The sequence below is a fragment of the Acidovorax sp. KKS102 genome (assembly GCF_000302535.1).
Classification (GTDB): Bacteria; Pseudomonadota; Gammaproteobacteria; order Burkholderiales; family Burkholderiaceae_C; genus Acidovorax.
Genome location: NC_018708.1, coordinates 678032 through 696449, shown reverse-complemented (window position 1 = coordinate 696449; position 18418 = coordinate 678032). Strand labels below are relative to the sequence as shown.

The 18418-nt window shown below is 59.8% G+C and carries 6 protein-coding genes; all 6 read right to left on the bottom strand.

The features are described from left to right. Window positions 1–571: 571 nt before the first annotated feature. Window positions 572–3112, bottom strand: a complete 2541-nt coding sequence (locus tag C380_RS25470; RefSeq protein WP_238544103.1) for a hypothetical protein — start codon at window positions 3110–3112, stop codon at window positions 572–574. A gap of 2372 nt (window positions 3113–5484) precedes the next feature. Then, window positions 5485–13722, bottom strand: a complete 8238-nt coding sequence (locus tag C380_RS03145) for a hypothetical protein (protein ID WP_043565101.1) — start codon at window positions 13720–13722, stop codon at window positions 5485–5487. Window positions 13723–14304: 582 nt separating this feature from the next. Continuing rightward, complete coding sequence (locus C380_RS03140) at window positions 14305–15288, bottom strand: acyltransferase (protein ID WP_015012440.1); 984 nt, start codon at window positions 15286–15288, stop codon at window positions 14305–14307. A gap of 67 nt (window positions 15289–15355) precedes the next feature. Then, the gene (locus C380_RS24840; RefSeq protein WP_015012439.1) at window positions 15356–16204 is read right to left on the bottom strand and encodes a glycosyl transferase family protein; all 849 of its coding nucleotides are present in this window, start codon (window positions 16202–16204) and stop codon (window positions 15356–15358) included. Next, window positions 16201–17298, bottom strand: coding sequence for a glycosyltransferase family 1 protein (locus C380_RS03130; protein ID WP_015012438.1), 1098 nt, complete (start codon window positions 17296–17298; stop codon window positions 16201–16203). The genes C380_RS24840 and C380_RS03130 overlap by 4 nt, the downstream gene beginning before the upstream one ends. Then, entirely contained in the window at window positions 17295–18407 is a 1113-nt protein-coding gene (locus tag C380_RS03125; protein WP_015012437.1) for a glycosyltransferase family 1 protein, read from the bottom strand. Before C380_RS03125 ends, C380_RS03130 begins: the two co-directional genes overlap by 4 nt. Between the last annotated feature and the right edge of the window lie 11 nt (window positions 18408–18418).

The window sequence follows — 18418 nt, the reverse complement described above, 5'->3', positions numbered from 1 at the left end:
CACCAGGACCAGAGCCATATTTTTTATGAAACTGTGGACCCAAGCTCTGTTGAAAGCCTTGGGGACTTGCACTAGCACCTTGCCAGGGCAGCAGGCAAAGAGCCGTGCGCAGCCAAACCCTCGGCCAGCATCAAACAGTGCGCGCCGCAGACCACACCGCAAGATAGTGGCCCAAAACCGTACCCCGAGCACCTTGCACCCGCCTCAGCCCTCCTAGCCCTTGCCCGCACCGGCAGCCGGGCTCACATGCACCTACAGGTGCATGCCTAATGCATCGTCCTATTGTGGCTGCAGCCTAATGGGCTACTCGCCCAACGAAGATGCCACTGCAGACACCGCCACCCCTGGCCCCCACCACAGGTATGGCGGCCCGCGAACAGACACGCTTTCCGCCAGCGGCTGTGCCAGGATGGCCAATGCCAAAACTGGGGCCCTAAGAAAACAAGGGGCGCTTTTCTTGCGAAAAGCGCCCCTTGGGAGCAACCGAGCGCCAAAGGCGCAGGTTGTTGTGGGTGAAATACGTCGCTAAGAGAACCCGGGCGAAGTTGTCACCCGGGCCACCTGCGCGGTATTAGACCGGTACAGCCGAAGCCGTGATGAAGCCGGCTTCGAAGTTGGCCGAAGTCACGCCCGTCAGCAGCACACCGCCATCGACCACGCCATCGCCATCTGCGTCGAAGAACAGCACACCCTTACCTGCTGCCGCAACTTCGCTGGGACCAGCAGCGCCAACGGCATCGACCGACGTCAGGAAGTAACGGACAGTGCCATTGATCTGGGCTTCCGCCGTAAACAATGCATCGGCAAAGGTCGCCTCTGTCACCAGGGTACCGTTCTGACCACCTTCCAGGTAGTTCGCCAGCGAGCCAACAACCAAACCTTGGAAGTCGATCTTGTCGGCGCCCGTACCGAAGTCCGTGACCAGGTCGAAGGTGCTTGCATCGGCCTTGTCAGACGAGGCACTGGAGCCATTAAAGCCACCTGTAGAAGAAGGCACCACAGTGAAACCACCGTTGTCTTCATTCAGATCGGTGATAACGATTTCACCTTGGAAGCCAACGTTTGCCGAAGCCGACAACGCACCACCGAGGGCGTTGATCTTGGCGGCCAAACCAGATGCTACGTCCTCCTCCAGAGTCGTCGTCGCGGTGTGCTTAACCTCGAACGTCGTATCGCCACCTGCAAGTGCGAAGCTCAAGGTGTAGACCTCACCAACCACAATGGCGTGGAGATGCGTGCCAATGGTGATGACGGTCTCCTGCGCCGCATCGACATTCGTGACTGCTTCCGCTGCGGTCGCCGCAACGCCTGCTGGCGGTGCAATGGCATCACCAAGCTCCAGAGTGGAGCCCAGAGCACCCCGCACCTCGACGGAGGTCCCGTCAATTACAGCAAAGAAGCCTGCAGCCAGGAAAGCGGTGCGAACCGAAGCGGCGATTGTCGCAGCGTCATCCCCGTTCACTACGTTCACTTGGACTGTCGCGAGCGTCGCGCCGTTATTGACGGTATACGGAATTGTCAAAACACCATCAGCCGTTGCAGGGCCAGTGATATTGACGCGCTCCCAGTCTTCACCCGGAACAGTGGGGGTGTCAGCACCAGTCATTGCTTGAGGCGTGCTGGTGCTGGTCGTGAAGCGGAAGATATCCGCACCACCGTTGCCGGTCTGTACGTCTACACCACCGCCACCCAGGATCACATCTACCTGGTTGCTGCCGATCAGCATGTCCGCACCAGCGCCACCCGTCAGGTTGAACCCGTTGGCTCCACCGGCTGCAGCCACGTTGATGGTGCCACCACCCACAGCAGTACTCAGCGTAGCTGTACCGTTGTTCACGGTGTCGGCTGTCGCAATGAACTCCGTGATGCCGGTAGCCAGGGCCGTGGCACCAGCAGACACCACCAGCACGTCGTCCGCGCCCGCTGAGGCCGCGCCGTTGCCGGCCAGGTCCAGGATGGTGTCGGTGCCAGCGGTCACCAGGAAGGTATCGCTACCGCCATTGCCCAACAGCTCGTCGTTACCTGCACCACCGTCGATGGTGTCGTTCAGGTTGCTGGCCTCGATGTAGTCGGCAAAAGCCGAGCCCACCACGTTGAAGCCCACCAGCGTGTGCGTGTCGTCGTACGCGCCGTTGTCGTGCAGGTCCACACGCAGCAGGCTGTCAGCATCGACCAGCGGGTCAGCGCTGATGGTGACGCCAGACAGGTCCACGTTGACGGTGCGGACATGTGGCCACAGGCTCAGGACGTTACCGACAACGGTGGTGTCGGAGGCATCGCCCACGATGTGCACCGTGCCTTCGCCTTCGATGACCACGCCACCTGCCAGAGCCTCGGCCTGGGCCGGGGTGATGGTCAGGCTGTTGCCAGCTGCGACGAAGATGTCAGACGCGCCATTGATACCGCTCAGGTCCACACCCGTCAGGTCCACGTCACCCGTGATGAACAGGTCCACGTTCAGCAGCGTCAGCTTGGGCAGTGGGTCGCCAGGCAGTGCAGGAGCGCCAAACACCACGTCGTCGGTGATGGTGAAGCGGCTACCAATAGCTGCGTTGGTGTAGTCAATGACCCATTCGCTGCCAGCGGCCAGGGTAGGCACGTTGGCGCTGTCGGGGTCCTTGCCCAGCGTAGCGGTGGTAACACCTGACCCTGCGATCAGCTGGAAGGCCTTCACCAAGCCATCGTTACCAGGAACCAGCGGGTTGCTGTCGTCGTTGGTGCCGTCCACCAGAGCCAGGATGCCCAGGTTCAGGGCGCCACCGAAGTTTGCAGCATTGATGGTGCTGAGGCCTGCGCCGATAACGCCAGCGTTGGGGTTGGCCAAGCTGGTGCTGCCCAGGTTGACGGTACCGCCTGTCGCCGCGATCGTGCTGTTCAGCAGAGTCGTCAACACACCGCCGCCGGATGCCAGGCTGGTGATGGATGCAGTGTTATTTGCATCGCCGTTGACAGTAAGCGCTGCACCGAGCACGGATGCATTGACACCAGCAATCGAGTTCAACTCGGTGGCCACAGCGGCTGCCACAGCACCCGCATTGGTCACATCCACACCAGTCAAGTCCACGTTGACAGAAGCAGCCACGCCGTTGAGAACGTAGTTGACCGTCAGCATTTCGTCGTTGGTGTCTGCTGCGTCGGCCACAAAGTTCACCACGGAGCCGGTCTTTTCACCAGTGTTGGTGAACGTCAGCGTCTCGATGTGCGCACCCAACTGGATGGCCGGGCTGGTGCCAGGCGCAGACAGGGTGGCGGTGAAGCCGGTGACATCTACCAAAACGGCAGGAGCGAGGTCGGCGTCGGTCGCGATCACCGAGGCGATCGTGACGTTGTTGGCGCCGGTCACGTCCAGGGTAGCCACGTTGCTCAGCGTCGTGCCTGGGGTGTAGCCGTAGGTGATCGTGCCGATCTGGATGGCGCCACCGCTACCGGCAGAACCGTTGCCCAGCGTCGTCAGACCCAGCGTGTCGATATTGACGCGCACCAGGTCCACACCCGAGTTGCCAGCGCCGACACCGATGTTGCCAACGATGTTGGGCAGCGTTGGCTGCACGTTCTCGACGCCAGAGCCCACGGCTTCGACGATACCGTTGTTGTTGTTGACAAACAGCTCGCTGGCCAGCGTGTCGCCGGTGCGGACAGCACGGTGCGAAACGATGGTCAGTGCGGTGAAGTCGATGTTGGTCAGGTCGGTGTCGGCAGGGTTTGCCACCACGTCGTTGATCAAGATGTTGCCCACCGTGGTCTGACCGCCCAGGTGGAGGGTCAGGCTGTTGAGGTGCTCTTCAGGTGCCACACCGACGTCGCTGAACGTGAGGTCGCCCACGGTAGCGAAGTGAACGATTTCCATGACGCGGTCGACAGCGTTCGACTGCAGCAGGATGTTCAGCTCGGCCAGCGTCATCACGTCCACACGCAGGATGGTGCTTGGCAGGGTGGTGAACAGTTGCTCCACATCGCCGCCTTCGTTGGCCAGCAGCGCTGCGTAGAACACCAGGCGGCCCAGGGCACCGTCGTAACCGGAGGTGTCGATACCACCCGCTGCTGCGATGCTGTTGAACAGCCAGACCACGTTAGTGGAACTGTCGTTGTTGTTGCCAATCGCCTCGTCCACGATGATGTCGCGAGTGGCTTGGGCTTCCGTGTTGAAGCGGATGGTCTGACCCAGCATGGAAGCGCTGGTGTTGGCCAGTTCCAACAGCGTGATGCTGAAGGTGCCCAAGTCAGTAGCGGTTTCCACCGTCACGTCGTTCTGCGCCAGCGTGATCGTGCCAGCTGGAATGATGCCACCGAAGTCATAGACCACGTCGTTGTCCAGGCCCTCGATGTTCACGACACCGGTGAACTGCGAAGCGTTGCCGTCGTCGTTGGTGTTGGCGCCGGCGACGATGTTCAGGCCGTTGGCCTGGTCGGCGCGCAGCTTCAGCGTAATGCCGTCGCCCAGCACGATGGCGTTAGCGCCCACATACGACAGGAAGACTTCGTTGTCAGTCAGGTCCACGGTCACCGGAGCGCCGTTGGTGTTGTCGAGGTACAGGGTGCCGTTGGCGCCCATATTGAACGACAGTTGACCTTCCCAGTAATCAACATTGGAGCCAATGTGCAGTTCGCTGCCTGCGGCTGCGTTGGCGAAGTTGAACGACCAGCCGGTGTCGGCAGGCACGTTCTCGTTCAGTTGATCGTTGTCCAGCCAGACCTTGGTCACGCCAGTGCCCGAAGTGAAGCTGAAGTTCTGGGAATCAACGTTCACCATGGTGCCAATGGTCAGTGCGCCGGAAGAACCGGAAGCATTGATCACAGACAGCGTGGCGCTGTCGATACCGTCTTCGTCGTTTTGCAGTGGGTCCACGCCCAGCACGGTGTTACCGGTGCCAGAGATGGTCAGCACTGCGAACGAGCTGCTGCCCAGAACGGCAGGAGTACCACCCAGCACGGTCAGCGTGCCGCCCACCAGGTTGTTGGCCAGAGCCAGCGTGCCGATGTCGTCGTTGTCAGTGTTGGTGATGTCCAGGTGGTCAATCGTGACATTGGCCGTGCCCGTCAGCGTCAGCGTGGCAGTGTCAGCATTGCCGTCAGTACCCACCGAGTTGAAGGCAATGTTGCCGTCAATCACCAGGTTCTGCGTGGCGTTGATGACAACGTTCAGCAGGCTGTTTTCGCTCGTCGTCGTAGGTACAGGGAACGGAGGCGCCGTGGTGATATTGCCATTGATCTCGTTCGCTGCCGTACCCACCGAGTTGATGGTCAGCGTGCCGAAGTATTGCTGGATCAGATCGCCGTCCTTGTTGGTACGCGTCGGGATCATCAGGTTTCCGTCCAGCGTCGAGTCACCTTGCAGCGTTAGCGTCAGGGTACGGACTTCGTCTGTGACATCCCAGTCGTTGAAGATCAGGCCCGTAGGCGTGGTCACACCAGCTTCGATCACGACGTTGCGGAACGTTGGTGCCAGGAAGCCCAGGTCCGAAGGATCGGCATACAGGCTCAGGGTCACGGAGCTTGGCAGGTCGTCGATGGAGAACTCGACATTGATGTCTGGCACACCCGAGAACGATGCAGCCAGTGCCTTGAGCACCGTGACGTCGTAGCCGGAGGCGTCGATCTGCACCGGGCCCACCACGCTGGTTTGCAGGTCTGCAAACTTGTACACGATGGTTGTATTGGCAGCGCCGTCCACATCCAGACCACCAGACCATTAGCCTGTGCGAAGTTGACCAGACCCAGGGTCTGACCAGCAGCCAACACGAACTGAGCGCCGTTGAGCACTGCAGCAGAGCCAGGAACCAGGGCGCCGCTGGTGTTGAACGTACCCAGATCCACCGAGGGCTCGCCCAGGGAGATCGTGATGGTGCCACCAGAGGTTTGCACGCCGTTCAGGTTGAAGCCCTCACCTGCGTCAAACACGCCGTCGCCGTCTGCATCAACCCAGAGGTCGCTTTGCTTCAGGTCGGTAATGACCACGTTGATTGGTGTGATGCCGTTAACACCATCCGTGTCAAAGCCGACAATGGAACCACTGCCTTGCAGTTGCTGGAACTGCGCAGCGGTCAGGGTCAGGGTGTGGCCTTCTTGAACGACGATGGAATCGACGTTGGTCAGGTTGACACCAGCGCCCAGCGTGACGTCAGCGTTCGCCAGCACGAGGTTGACCGTGGTGAAGTGTGAGTCCAGCGCGGTTGCGTCGAATGCACCACCAGCGTAGCCGTTGATGGTCAGCGCGGCGTTGCCGATGTCGGTGTTAGCGTCAGCGGTGCCGTCGATGACCGTCACGTTGGCTGCGCCCAGGCTTTGCAGCTGGCCGTAGGACAGCGTGAGAGCGCCACCTTCGATCACCTTGATTTCGCTGACAGCGGTGAGCACGTCGTCAGACAGGTTCACCGAGCCGTCGATGGTCAGAGCGATGTCACCGGTGCCGGTGAAGCCCAGGGCTTCGTCGGAGTCGGCTGTGTTGAGCGTCAGAGCCAAGGTGCCCGTGCCGTTGTTGACGACGTTCAAGCCGTCCACATCGGTGTCGGTCAGGTCCACGCTGCCCAGAGTCACGTTGGCCGTGCCGTTGACGGTCAGCGTAGCGACAGCAGAGCTGTTGTCGTTAGCGGTGACAAGGTCATCGCCGGTGACGGAGTTGAACACCACCCCTTCACGGATCACCAGTGCTTGGGTAGCGTTGATGGTGACGTTCAGCAGGTTGTTCTCTTCTGTGCCGGCGCCAAACGACTGCGACGTCAGTGCGCCAGTGATGATGTTGGCGGTGCCGCCGTTCAACACGTTGGCAGTGGTGCCCGTGGAGTTGATCGTGACAGTCTGCAGGTGCTTGGGGATGGCCGTTGTGTTGCCATCCTTGGACAGGTTGACATCACCGTCGAAGTACACCCCACCTTGCAGGCTCATGGTGAAGTCGAGGATTTCGACATTACCTTCCTGCTTGATGAATGCCACATCGTTAGTGATGGTGCTGCCGCCCTGGATAACCACAGTTTGTGTGGTGCCGGTGACGTAACCGTAGTCGTCGGTAACGACCTTGGTGACGCTGGCGGCCAGGCCTTCGAACAGCAGATCGACGTTTTGGCCGGCGATCAGCTGTGCGGTCATGTGCAGTTCGCTGACGTCGAAGCCGGAGGCGTCGATCAGATCTGCAGGGCTGTTAACAACGGTGTCTGTGAACTTGAGCACGCTACCGGCGGTGCCGGTGATATTCAAGCCGTCGGCCAGAGCAACACTTTCCAGCGTCAGCTTGAAGCCGCCGATGTTGATGTCGGCAGTACCGAGGTTGATGCCGTCCCAGTTTGCGGGCTGTGGGCTTGGCGTGCTCAGCGCCACGTCTTGAGCCAGCGTGACCGTCAGGTTCGCAGCCTCCACACCACTCAAATCAAAACCGTGAGCCACGTCAGCTTGGGTCAGACCGGTGATGTTCACCGTGAAGTTGGTAGTAACAGTTGTGCCGTCCGCCTTGACACCGGTGATGAGGCCAGCGATGCCGTTGCCATTACCCAATTGCTGGAACTGTGCAGCCGTCAGGTTCAGCACGGTTCCTTCAGGCACCACCAGGCCGTTGATTCCGGTCAGGTTAGTAGCGGCATTCAGCGTGATGGAAGGCTGAGCAGCCAGGGTCATGAGCGAAACCGTCACGCCTGTGCCGTAGTTGGCCACAGCAAAGGGCTCTTCGGCCAGACCTTCGAGGTTCAGCGTGGCAGTGTTGCCAGCGGCTGCGACCACGATGTCCGAGGCGCCGATGGCGTCGGCTTGTGCCATGGTCAGAGTGACGTTGGCGCCATTCGTCAACACCAGCTTGCTCACAGCGGTCAGGGTGTCATCAGACAGGTCCACCGCGCCAGTGACGTTCAGCACGATAGCGCCTGTGCCTGTGAAGCTCAGGGCATCGGTATTGCCTACGCCTTGGTCAATGTTGGCTTCGCTGATACCAACCGTCACTGTGCCAGTGCCGTTGTTGACAACGTTCAAACCATCGACATCGTCATCCAGAGTGTTCAGAGCACCCACGTTCACGTTGGATGTACCAGTCACCGTCAGTGTGGCGACGCCGTTGGCGCTGCCGACGTTGGTGAAGGTCACGCCCGTCATCTGCAGGGCTTGCGATGCGTTGATAGTGACGTTGAGCAGGTCGTTTTCAGTTGCACCCGTGCCGCCCGTCAGGGTGCCCATGATGTTGCCTGTAACGCCGCTCACGGGGTTGGCCATCGTACCCGTCGAGTTGATGGTGACCGTCTTGAGGTAGGTCTGCAGCGAACCAGCAGGGTCTGCTGCTGCACCCAGATCGACGTTAGCAATGCGTGTGCCGCCTTCCAGGTTCAGCACGAAGTTTTGCAGCTCCAGATTGCCTTCAGTGCGGTCGAAGAAGAGGTTGCCATTGACAACAGCGCCCGCAGAGATGGTGACCGTTTGGTCGATCACGCTGACGTAGTTGTTGTAGACGATCTTTTCGACACGGGCCAGCAGGCCGGTGAAGATGGCATCGACGTTTTGGCCAGACACCAGGCTGTCGAGGAATCGCAGGTCGTCAACGTTGTAGCCGGAGGCATCGATGCTTTCCAGATCAGCACCCAGATCACCGAACAGCAGCTTGATGGTGCTACCCACGCCGCCAGTGACGTCCAGGCCATTGGCTTGCTCAGCGGTGGCAACGCCCAGGGTTTGAGCATCAGCCAAGGTAACAGCAAAGCCGTTGAGGTCTGTGCTATCTGCCAGATTAACGTTTTCGGCCAGCGTGATCGTACCGGTAGCATTGCTCACACCGCTCAGCGTGAAGCCAGCGTCGATGTGGGCTTGCGTCAGGCCAGTGATGTTGATGACTGCGTTGGCAATGTTGCCTACTGGCAGTACACCGTCCAAGTCTGCCAAGGCCATGAACTGGTCGGCAGTCAGCGTCAGGGTGCTGCCAGCGGCCACGGTGACGGTGGCGTCGGTCAGCACGGTGGCTGCGTTCAGCGTAACGTTACCAGCAGCAATGGTCACAGTGCCCAGTTCGACACCGGCGCCCAGGTCGGCAGCGCTGAAGGCTTGGTTGCCCAGGTTGACGATGTTCAGGGTGCCATCAATGCCAGGGTGACCCAGCTTGATGTCACCCAGACCGATGTCGAGTGCTTGCGCAGCAGACAACGTCACCGTAGCGCCGACGTCGCCCACCTTGCCCAGGCTGACGGTATCCACATTGGTCAGCGTAGCCTTGGACAGATCGCTTGCGCCTTCACCGCGCACCACCAGGTTGAAGTTGGCAGCAGCGTCGGCGCTGAAGCTGGAATGGGTACCTGCCGTGACGCCATTGAGGGTCAGCGTTGTGGTGCCGTCGGCCGCCGTGAAGGCAAAGCCTGCACCGTTAGCAGCACCGCTCAGGGCCATGGTCAGGTCGCCGACGACGCCAGAAGCGTCGAAGGTTTCGAGACCAGCCAGGGTGACTGTGGTGGTGATGGTCAGGTTGTTGGCCGTGTTCAGGGCCACGTCGTCGAGGCTTGCACCGCCGAGGCTGCCAATAACGGTGTTGCCGCCAGTGACGTTGATGGTCAGGCCGGTGCCGTTGGTAACAACGCTGGCAACCTTTTGCACTTCGTTGGCAGGCAGAGCGGCCAGGCCAACGACATTCACCACCGCAGTGGCGCCGTCTGGACGGGCAAAGTCGGCCTGCAGGTTACCCACTGCGTAGCCGTCGAACTTGTCGTAAGCAACTTCCAACAGGAAGTCAACGCCACGCTCGGTGTTGCCAAAAATAACCGTATCACCAAAGTTACCACGCAGACCCAATGTCTTCAGGTCTTCGGTGACGCGGGACGTCCAGAACTCAACGGTGTTGTCGCCACCAGCGTTGCTGTCATCGATCTTGGTGACCACGTAGGTTTGCACGCCACGTGACACGAGGCCTGCGGTGCTGCTGGCCACAGAGTCTTGGGCGTCCTCACCATCAAGGGCGTCGTCGATTTCTACGTTGATGCGCACAGGTGCGTTGGCGGTGCCGTTACCGTAGATGGCCTGTGCCATCTGGAAGTGGCCCAGCGCCAGGTTGCTGACAGTACCGCCTGCTTCAGAGAAGTCCACCATGAACTTGTTGGTAGGCACGCCTTTGTCCATACCAAGTTCGATGGAGGTACCGCCCTTGATGGGCGCGCCCCACTCGTCGATGCCACCCTTCATGGGGGTGAAGGTCATGTCGGCCTCACCCACGATGCGCAGGAAGGTTTCGATGGTGCTGAATGGGCCAATGGTGCTGCCCTGGACATCGGTGTCGATGGTCAGGCGGCTGTAGCTGGGCGCGTCGGCTGGACGGTTGTAGCCATAGGTCACGCGGTCGATCAGAACATTGAAGCCCCATTCGGCGCGCTGAATGCCGTCGTCCGTGTTCGCACCAGTCTTGACAAAGTCGGTGGACAGCGAACCGCCCACATAGTCACGACTGTCGATAGTCGTACGGATTTGGTCGTTGTTGTTGAACGGATCAAAGTCGAGGCCTGCACCGGTGATGTACACCTTGCCGGAGACTTGGTCGGTATTGCCGTCGTCAGCGATCGAGATGCCGCCCGAAGCCACCTTGGTGTGCAGTTGTTGCGCGGTGAGCTTGAGGGTGGCGCCGTCGTTGATTTCGAACTTGAGGTCGACGCTGGCTGGCAGGCTGCTGAGCCAGGTGGCCCATGCGCCGGTGGTCACGTCGAGGTTGGCCGTGACGATGATCTTGATGTGCGCGCTGGTATTGAAAATACCGCCGTCGACTTCGATCGTTGTGCCTGCAGCCACCAGTGCCGCGACTTGCTTGTCGGTCAGCGTCAGCAGGGCCTTTTCACCGTCGGTGTTGGCTGGGTTGCTGCTGGTATAAGAGACATTGTCGTCGTCCAGCACGATCTTGGTGATGCCGGAGAGGGTGGCAGCGCGCAGGTCAGCCACCGTATCCACCACCAGGGTGATGTTGGTGCCGGTGATGCTGGAGCCCACCTTGGCAGTGATGTCACCTGTACCAGGGAAGTCGTCGTTGGCAGCGGACTGGGGATCGTTACCGCTTCCCAGGTTCACGACCGAGTTGGTGCCAGCGTTGATCTTGATCAGGGCGCTGTTGTCAGCGTAGTCGCCATCGGTGCCGACCACCGTAATGGTGTTGCCCGAACCACCAGCGTCCACGGTGATGTCGCGGCCTTCCACGCGGATGTCGTCAGCGCCCGAACCAGCGGTGACGTTGATGGTGGCAGCGGAAATGTTGATGGCATTACCACCGTTGCCAGCCGTGACCTTGACGGTACCGATGTTGGCGTCGGCGCTGATGTCCATGTCGTTGGCACCATTGCCAGCGACGATGGTCACGTTGCTCTTGTAGCCAACGCTGCTGCCAACGAGGTAGTCATACGAGTTGACCGAGACGACGTCGAACTTGTTGTTACCGTTGCCCACCGTCAGCACAGCTGTGGAGGCACGGTCAATTTCGAAGTGGTTGGCACCGTTGCCGGCGGTGATGGTCACCAGGTCGGTCGAGGTACCGCCGTCACGAACGATTTCGTAGTTGTTGTTGCCGTCGGCGTTGGTGATGGACACCTTGTCTGCGCCAATGACTTCGTAGTAGTTGTTGCCTACGCCACCCTGGATGGTGACGGTTTCGTCGTTGGCAGGCTGGCCTTCGTACTCAGCGGTCTGCACCGAGAAGCGGTCATTGCCTTGCGAACCCACGAAGGTGACGTTTTGCGACGCCGACAGCGTCAGGTTCACACCACCCGTATTGGCCGAGGCATTGATGGTGACCGGCGTGGCGTTGTGGAAGGATGGGTTCAGGTCGCCTTCGATGAACAGCGAAGCGGTGCCCGAAATGTTCAATGTGGTCAGGCCACCAGCATTGCCATCGACCAGATCAGCATTGGCAATGAAGTTGCCGCCGCCGGTGGATTCGATGTTGAGGGTGTTGGAGTTGTGAGCCACCACCAGCTGCGCGCCGTTGGCTGTTTGGCCTTGCACACCAAAGTTAACGTTGTGCAGCACGAGGTCAACGCCAGCGCCTTGCAGGTCGCTGAAGTTGAGCTTGACGTCCTTGCTGAACGCGCCATCCAGGGTCACCTCTGCACCATTGCGGATGCCGGTGACGGTCAACACACCTGGTACGGACGTGGCGCCACCAGCTGCGCCAGTGAAGTCACCTTCGGTAACCGTGAGGGTTTCGATCTGGCCTGCAGCAGACAGGTCGATGATGGAGGCGGTGTAGTCGCCAGAACCGCTGCCAGCATTCAAGTCAGGGTAACCATTGGTACCGTCAGCGCTGGTGTAGATGTTGGGCAGGTTCTCGATGCTGATGTGCTGGATGTTCAGCAGCTCTTTGGGCTGCGCAAAGTAGCCCTTGGCAAAGATTTCGAGTGTGTTGTCGGGGCCGGTGCCACCGTCAATGTATGCACCGTGCAGCAGGTCCAGACGCCCCACCTTGATGGTGTCAGACACGCCGTTGGCGGTGTATCCCTTTTCTTCCGTACCGCCGTTGTTGACACTGGTGGTCAGCACGATGGGCAGCTTGACGGTGTCGCCTTCTGTCACTACGCGTGTGAGGTCCACCATGATGGGATTGCCGTACACGTCGTACACAGGCGCGCCGCTAGCATCCTTGAGTGCGACCTTCGGATAGATGGTGACTTGCTTTTCGTACAGGCGCAGGTTGTTGTCTGCGTCGAAGACGAGGTTGGTCAGCAGCTTGAAGTACTTTTCGCTGATGTCGACTTCAGCTTGGTGAATATGGCCGTCGCCATAAGCGAAGGAGATGGTGGCGTTGACCGTGCCAGTGGAACCATCGGTGTTATTGGCCGTAATGGTGAAGCTGGAGAGGTCAGGATATGCCTGCTGACCGGAGGAGCCGGACGTACCGTCCATGCCGTTGTCAAGACCGTTGTCGCTGCCATTGGCGATATTGATCAAACCCAGCTGCACGAAGTCGAGGCCCGTGACATCCTTGAGGTAGGAGAACAGGCCCTTTTGAACCACCACGCTACCGTTGCCCGTGAATTGGGGCTCGATATCAATCACTTCACCGGTGGAAGCGTATTCGTAGATGTAGGAGACAGGATTACCGTATTGGTCCAGGTCGTACAGGGGCACACCGGCTTCGCCGCTGCCGTCTACACTGAGACCAACGTAGGTCACATTTTTGACGACTGGGGCCACGCTGGTGACGATGTCAGCAGCCTTGATCTCGGCTTGCTTGAGCGTGAAAACGTGGTCAGCAACCAGTTCGCCAAAGCCGTTGAGAATTTGGGCCTTGACTTGATTGACAGAACCTTCTGTGGCGTTGACCAGTGCGATAGGCTTGGCGGAGTTCTCGATACCACCGTTTTCGGCAGTCCAAAACTTTGCCACTTCCATCTTGTTGGCAAAGAGCTGCGCAGATTGTGCACCCTCTGGGGTGTTGCCTTGGTAGTTGGCAACGATATTGATGATTTCAGTAACGACTTGGCCTTCGGCATTGGCGTTGCCCGTGCCCTTCAGGGCGTCGAGACGTGCAACCCAGAACTCCAGACCTTCGGCGTCAGGCTGGCGACCCAGCACGTTCACGTAGAACGCCTGGATGACCTCTTGACTGGTGGAGCCTGCGGGGAAGTAGGCCCGCGCTGGAGTAGTAGCGAACATGTCCTGGGCGATCTTGGCCACCGATTGACCCGCATCCAGCGCACCTCCCCAGAAGTTCAACCCCTCAAAATCAGGGGCGCGGCCAAACATTGCGACATAAAGCTGGGTGACTTTCGTCGTGGCGTTGGTTGTGAGTGCCATTAAAGAAGCTCCTTGTTTAGAAAAGAAAAGCCCTGACCATTCCTGTGCTCGGACTTGGGAGACAGTATAGAGCCATTCATTGACGTTTTGACAAGGCTCTTTACGGGTGAAACGCTGTAACAACGCTGTCTGTGGTATGCATCAACCACTGCCCCGGTAGCGGCTCATCGGGAGGCGAACTCGGGCGTCGACAACCCGCTGCGCGGCAAAGGCGATCCGGGAAAAAATAACCCGCAATGCGTGCCCCCGTGCGGACTGGGTCACTCGCCCATCAGGTCGCCTGCTGATGCCAGACGAAAACCCCCACTCTCCCTCTGGAACTGCCCCCTGGAGCGACGCGGTCGGCACGTTCGAGCCCGGAGTGGCAGACATGCGGCAGCTTCCAATGCCGTACGGCCACCTGAGGCCCAAATCCCACACCAATGCGAACAATGCATGCAAGAAAGCCAGCCGCCAACCCGTTAACGGATTGGAAAACCGCTTTGTAACAAGACACTTACGATGTAGCACGGGCGCAACAAGCACTACGTTCACCGGCCACATCGGTGGGAGCAGAGTAGTTCCAGTATCTTGATATTACGATCAAGACTGACGTAACCTACGACGCCAATGCAACACTGGTTTCTCAATGTAGTGGAAGGTGAAGAGGCTCAACAGGGTGCTCAACGCAACCAGAGATAACAACTGCACCGCCGTCAGAGGTGCAGCCCATGCCAGGAACCACATCAGAAAAAAGTGGTTCAGAAAAACGCCATAGCTAATGTCACCCAAGTGGGAGTCAAATTTCTTCCACCAGGAGTTGAGCAATGGGCCGCGGACCGCTTGCAGGGCCGGTATGGCAAAACACACCCCCAGCACCACTTCTAATGTGTAGTGCCGTACCAGCAGGCCCTGCGCCTGCAGGTACCACAGCGCCACCACCCCCAGCGCGGGTGTTGCCAAAGCCAGCCCCCCCGCCCACTTTGGACGCCCCTGGGCATGGAAACGGTGCATGGCCATGCCCAATAGAAATATCCAGAGCACTCCGGGTAGCAAACGGTAACCCCACCAGTCGGAATGAAGCACCCCGTGCCAAGCAAGCACCTGCACGCCCAAGCTGAGCAAAAGGAGGCATAGGGAGACCGCCCAGTTTCGCCAAAGCCAGGGGGCCAGCAAGTAGAACAGCAGCTCAGCCCCCAGGGACCACGCCGGGGGGATCAGTGTGAACTGGTCTGCCCCGTTGATCATGTAATAGTTAAGGGGAACGATCAGCAGGTTGTTCAGCACGTCCTGCAAGCTGGGGGGGTGCTGGAGGAAGGCTGTTGGCTGGCGTGTCAGCCAAAACCATATGGCTGTTGCCAGCGCGTAAAAGGCATATTGCGGGTAGATACGCAGCGAGCGGTCAAGATAAAAGCGGGGGACCGAGGCGGGCTGGCTGTAATGTTGCTGAATGAGCCCCGACATGACGTACCCCGAGATGGCATAGAACACCGCTACGGCCATGACGCCCGGATGGTGGCCAGAGACATTGACGCCCGCATGGCTGAGCAAGACCAGTACGGCCAGAAGATAGCGCAGGGTGCCCATGTTTCGATGTAGGTGGGGTTCGCAGACGAGGCGCGTTCAGCAGTACGCGTGGGAAACTGGCATGGAGTCAATTTTGGAGCGATGGATTCCGCCCCATGTTGCGCCAGTATCGCCAAAAGGTGGGCGAGCACCATAGCCTGAGCAAACTACGCAGGTGCCAGTACAGATGCTGGCGCTGGCGCCTGGTATTGCGCTGCGCTGCATGTACGACAGCGAGCGGCATGGCGGCGAGCAGGTAGCCCTGGAGCTGAAGGCGCAGGCAGAAGTCTACGTCTTCACAGTACATAAAGTATCGTTCGTCAAAGCCGCCGAGCTGCAGGTATGTGTGTAAAGGGACCAACAGACAGGCACCATTCACCCAATGCGCCTGGCCGACGCCCGGTGCCACGCCTCGCAGCTGGCCGGTATTGCGTTGCCGGGCAGCCCAGCGGGCCGCCAAAACCCAGGGGGTTGGCAGTGTTCTGGCGTAATCCTGCCTGATACCTTCGGCGGTGACTTGCTCTGGGCAGTACAGGCCGACTGGTTTGCCGTTGGCCATGGCGGGCAGCGCCAAGGCAGCCTGCAGGCGGCCTGAGGCCCGGTGGGGTGCCACGGCGGTACACCACTGGATATCGGGATTGACCACACAAAACCAGTCGCCAAGGGCGCGACGGGATGCCTGGTTGTGGTTGGCACCAAAGCCCTTGGGCTCGGCATTTTCGACTACTTCGAGCGGAAACGGCCATTGCTGCACCTGCAGCGCGGCATGCAGTGAGGGCTCGTGTATGTTGAGAGTGACGATGACCTGAACCTGCCAGTGTTGCAGCAATCCTGACCGGATGAAGGACTGCAGCATCTCCAGCACCTGCTCACCATGCCCATGGCTGACGACCGACAGGGTTACGCTGACCCGCTCGCAAGAATGCGTTGTTGTCATGGCGAATGGGTCCCTGCGGCCTGCAATGCTTGCAGGGTTTGGCTTGCTGTCTGGGCCCAGCTGAACTGTGCAGCTCTCTCCAACCCGGCCGCACGCAGGCTGGTCAGGAGCTCTGGCTCCTGCAGCAGCCGGGCCAAACCTTGGGCAATGGAGGTGACCGAGTGGGGATCGACGAGCAACGCGGCAGCGCCAGCGATTTCTTGTGTGGCCCCGACGTTGCTGGTCAACACGGGAATACCTATGGACATCGCTTCCAGTACGGGCAGGCCAAACCCTTCATACAGCGATGGATAGACAAAGAAGCTTGCCCCTTGCAGTTGCGCAGCGAGCGCTTGGTCGGTGAGACTGCCCAGAAAATGGATGTTGTCCTGTTCGTTGGCGGAATCAATCACGTCCTGAACCAGCCAGCCTGTGGTACCGACGACTCGCAGATGGGTCTGCCCTCGAATGGTTGTCGCGAGGCTGCGCCACGCCTGGATGAGGTTGCGCAGGTTTTTGCGAGGCTCCAGGGTGCCAATGAACAGCGCGTAGTCCTGCACGGAAGACTGCAGCGGCTCGATGGAAGGGAGTGTTCTGGCGCCAAGCAGCGTGACGTGGTTTTTGTGTCGGCTCTCCGGCTGAAGTCGCTCAAGGTCGGCCTTGGTGGTGTGCGAGATGACCAGCACGGAGTGCGCTTTGCGCACAGCACGGCGAATCATCCAAGGGAAGTAGTGGCGCTTGATGCGTTCATGGGCCGCAGGAAAGAGCTGGAACGTGAGGTCATGTACGGTAACGACCATGGGGCAAAGGCCCAACACTGGCAGGACAAACCCAGGCCCCCAATGCACGCAGACGCCCAGTTGCAGGAGGTGCACGGGCAGCAGTGTTTGCTGCCAAAGCACGCGCAGGAACCGGGCGTTGGGGGCGTGACGCAGCCGGAAGCGTCCGTCAAGGCCCAGAGCGGTGAAATGGTGCCTGGCTTTGGGGGCGACAAAGATGATGAAGGTGTGCGCTAAGTCCTTGCGCTGGTTCCACTGCGCCAGGATTTGTGTGAGATAGACCGTGGTGCCGGTCTTGGCCTGACCCAGACCTGTGGCGTCGATGCTGATTTTCACGACAGTTGCCTGAACAGGGTGGCCATCTTGGCCGCCTCATGCCGCCAATTGGCGGGGGGGATACGGTGCGAGCATGTGGCCAGGGATGCAGTGGCCCGCTGGCTCCACAGTTGTTCGATGGCGGCTTGCAAATGACGTTCGGTGGGTGCTGTGTAGTTGGCCGCCTGTCCGCCTGCTTCGCGCGTTTCGGGGGTGTCGGACGCCAGCACCGTTGCGCCGCAGTGCAGCGCTTCCAGTATGGGCATACCAAAGCCTTCGTACAAGGACGGCATGACCACACACGCAGCTGCAGCATACAGCGAGGGCAGATCGACATCGGACACGTAGCCCAGCTCGACAATGGCGACACCACTCTGGCGCGCTTCAGCCAACTGCGTCAGAAGGGGGTTGTTTTTCCAGCCCCGCTGACCGACCAGTACCAACGCAAGCTCGGGTGCGCGACCCGATTGCGCCAATGCGACCAGCGCACGGACGAGAGTGCTCAGGTTTTTGCGCGGCTCCAGGGTGGAGACAGAGAGCAGGAAGTGCGCGGGGAGACGGTATCTACCGCGTATCGCGCTTATTTCTTCGGGACTGGGGCGATGGAAGTTGTCTCCCACCTGGGGTTTGACGATTTCATGGGCTTGTACTCCAAAGTGCTCCCGCAGGCGGTTCGAAGTTCCTTGCGAAATGGCGATGATCCTGTTGGCGCGGCGCAGCCCGGCTTGGAAGAACAAGCTGTACGCTATGCGGTGCCTGCAAGACATGGTGCGAGGATAGAGGTGATGCACCATGTCGTACACGGTCAGTACGGCGGGTACATGCGGGCCCAGCCCAAGGGGAAGAAAGTTGGCGCTACCCCAGAACAGGTTCACTCCATCCTGCTGGGCCAGGCGGCCAGCCCGCGCGAAATACCAGGCGCTAGCAGGCAACCGCGACCACAGCGCGGAGCTGTCCCCTCGGGCTTCCCAGCGGGGGCTGCGGATGGGAAGCTGCATGTTGCGGTTGCCGTAGACTTTGAACCTGGCATGCGGCAACAGACCGTCCAGCTGACGGCAAAGTTCACCTACGTAGCGACCTGTGCCGGCCGCAGGCCCATAGAAGGGCCGCCCGTCGATGCCAATCAACATGGCGCAAACCG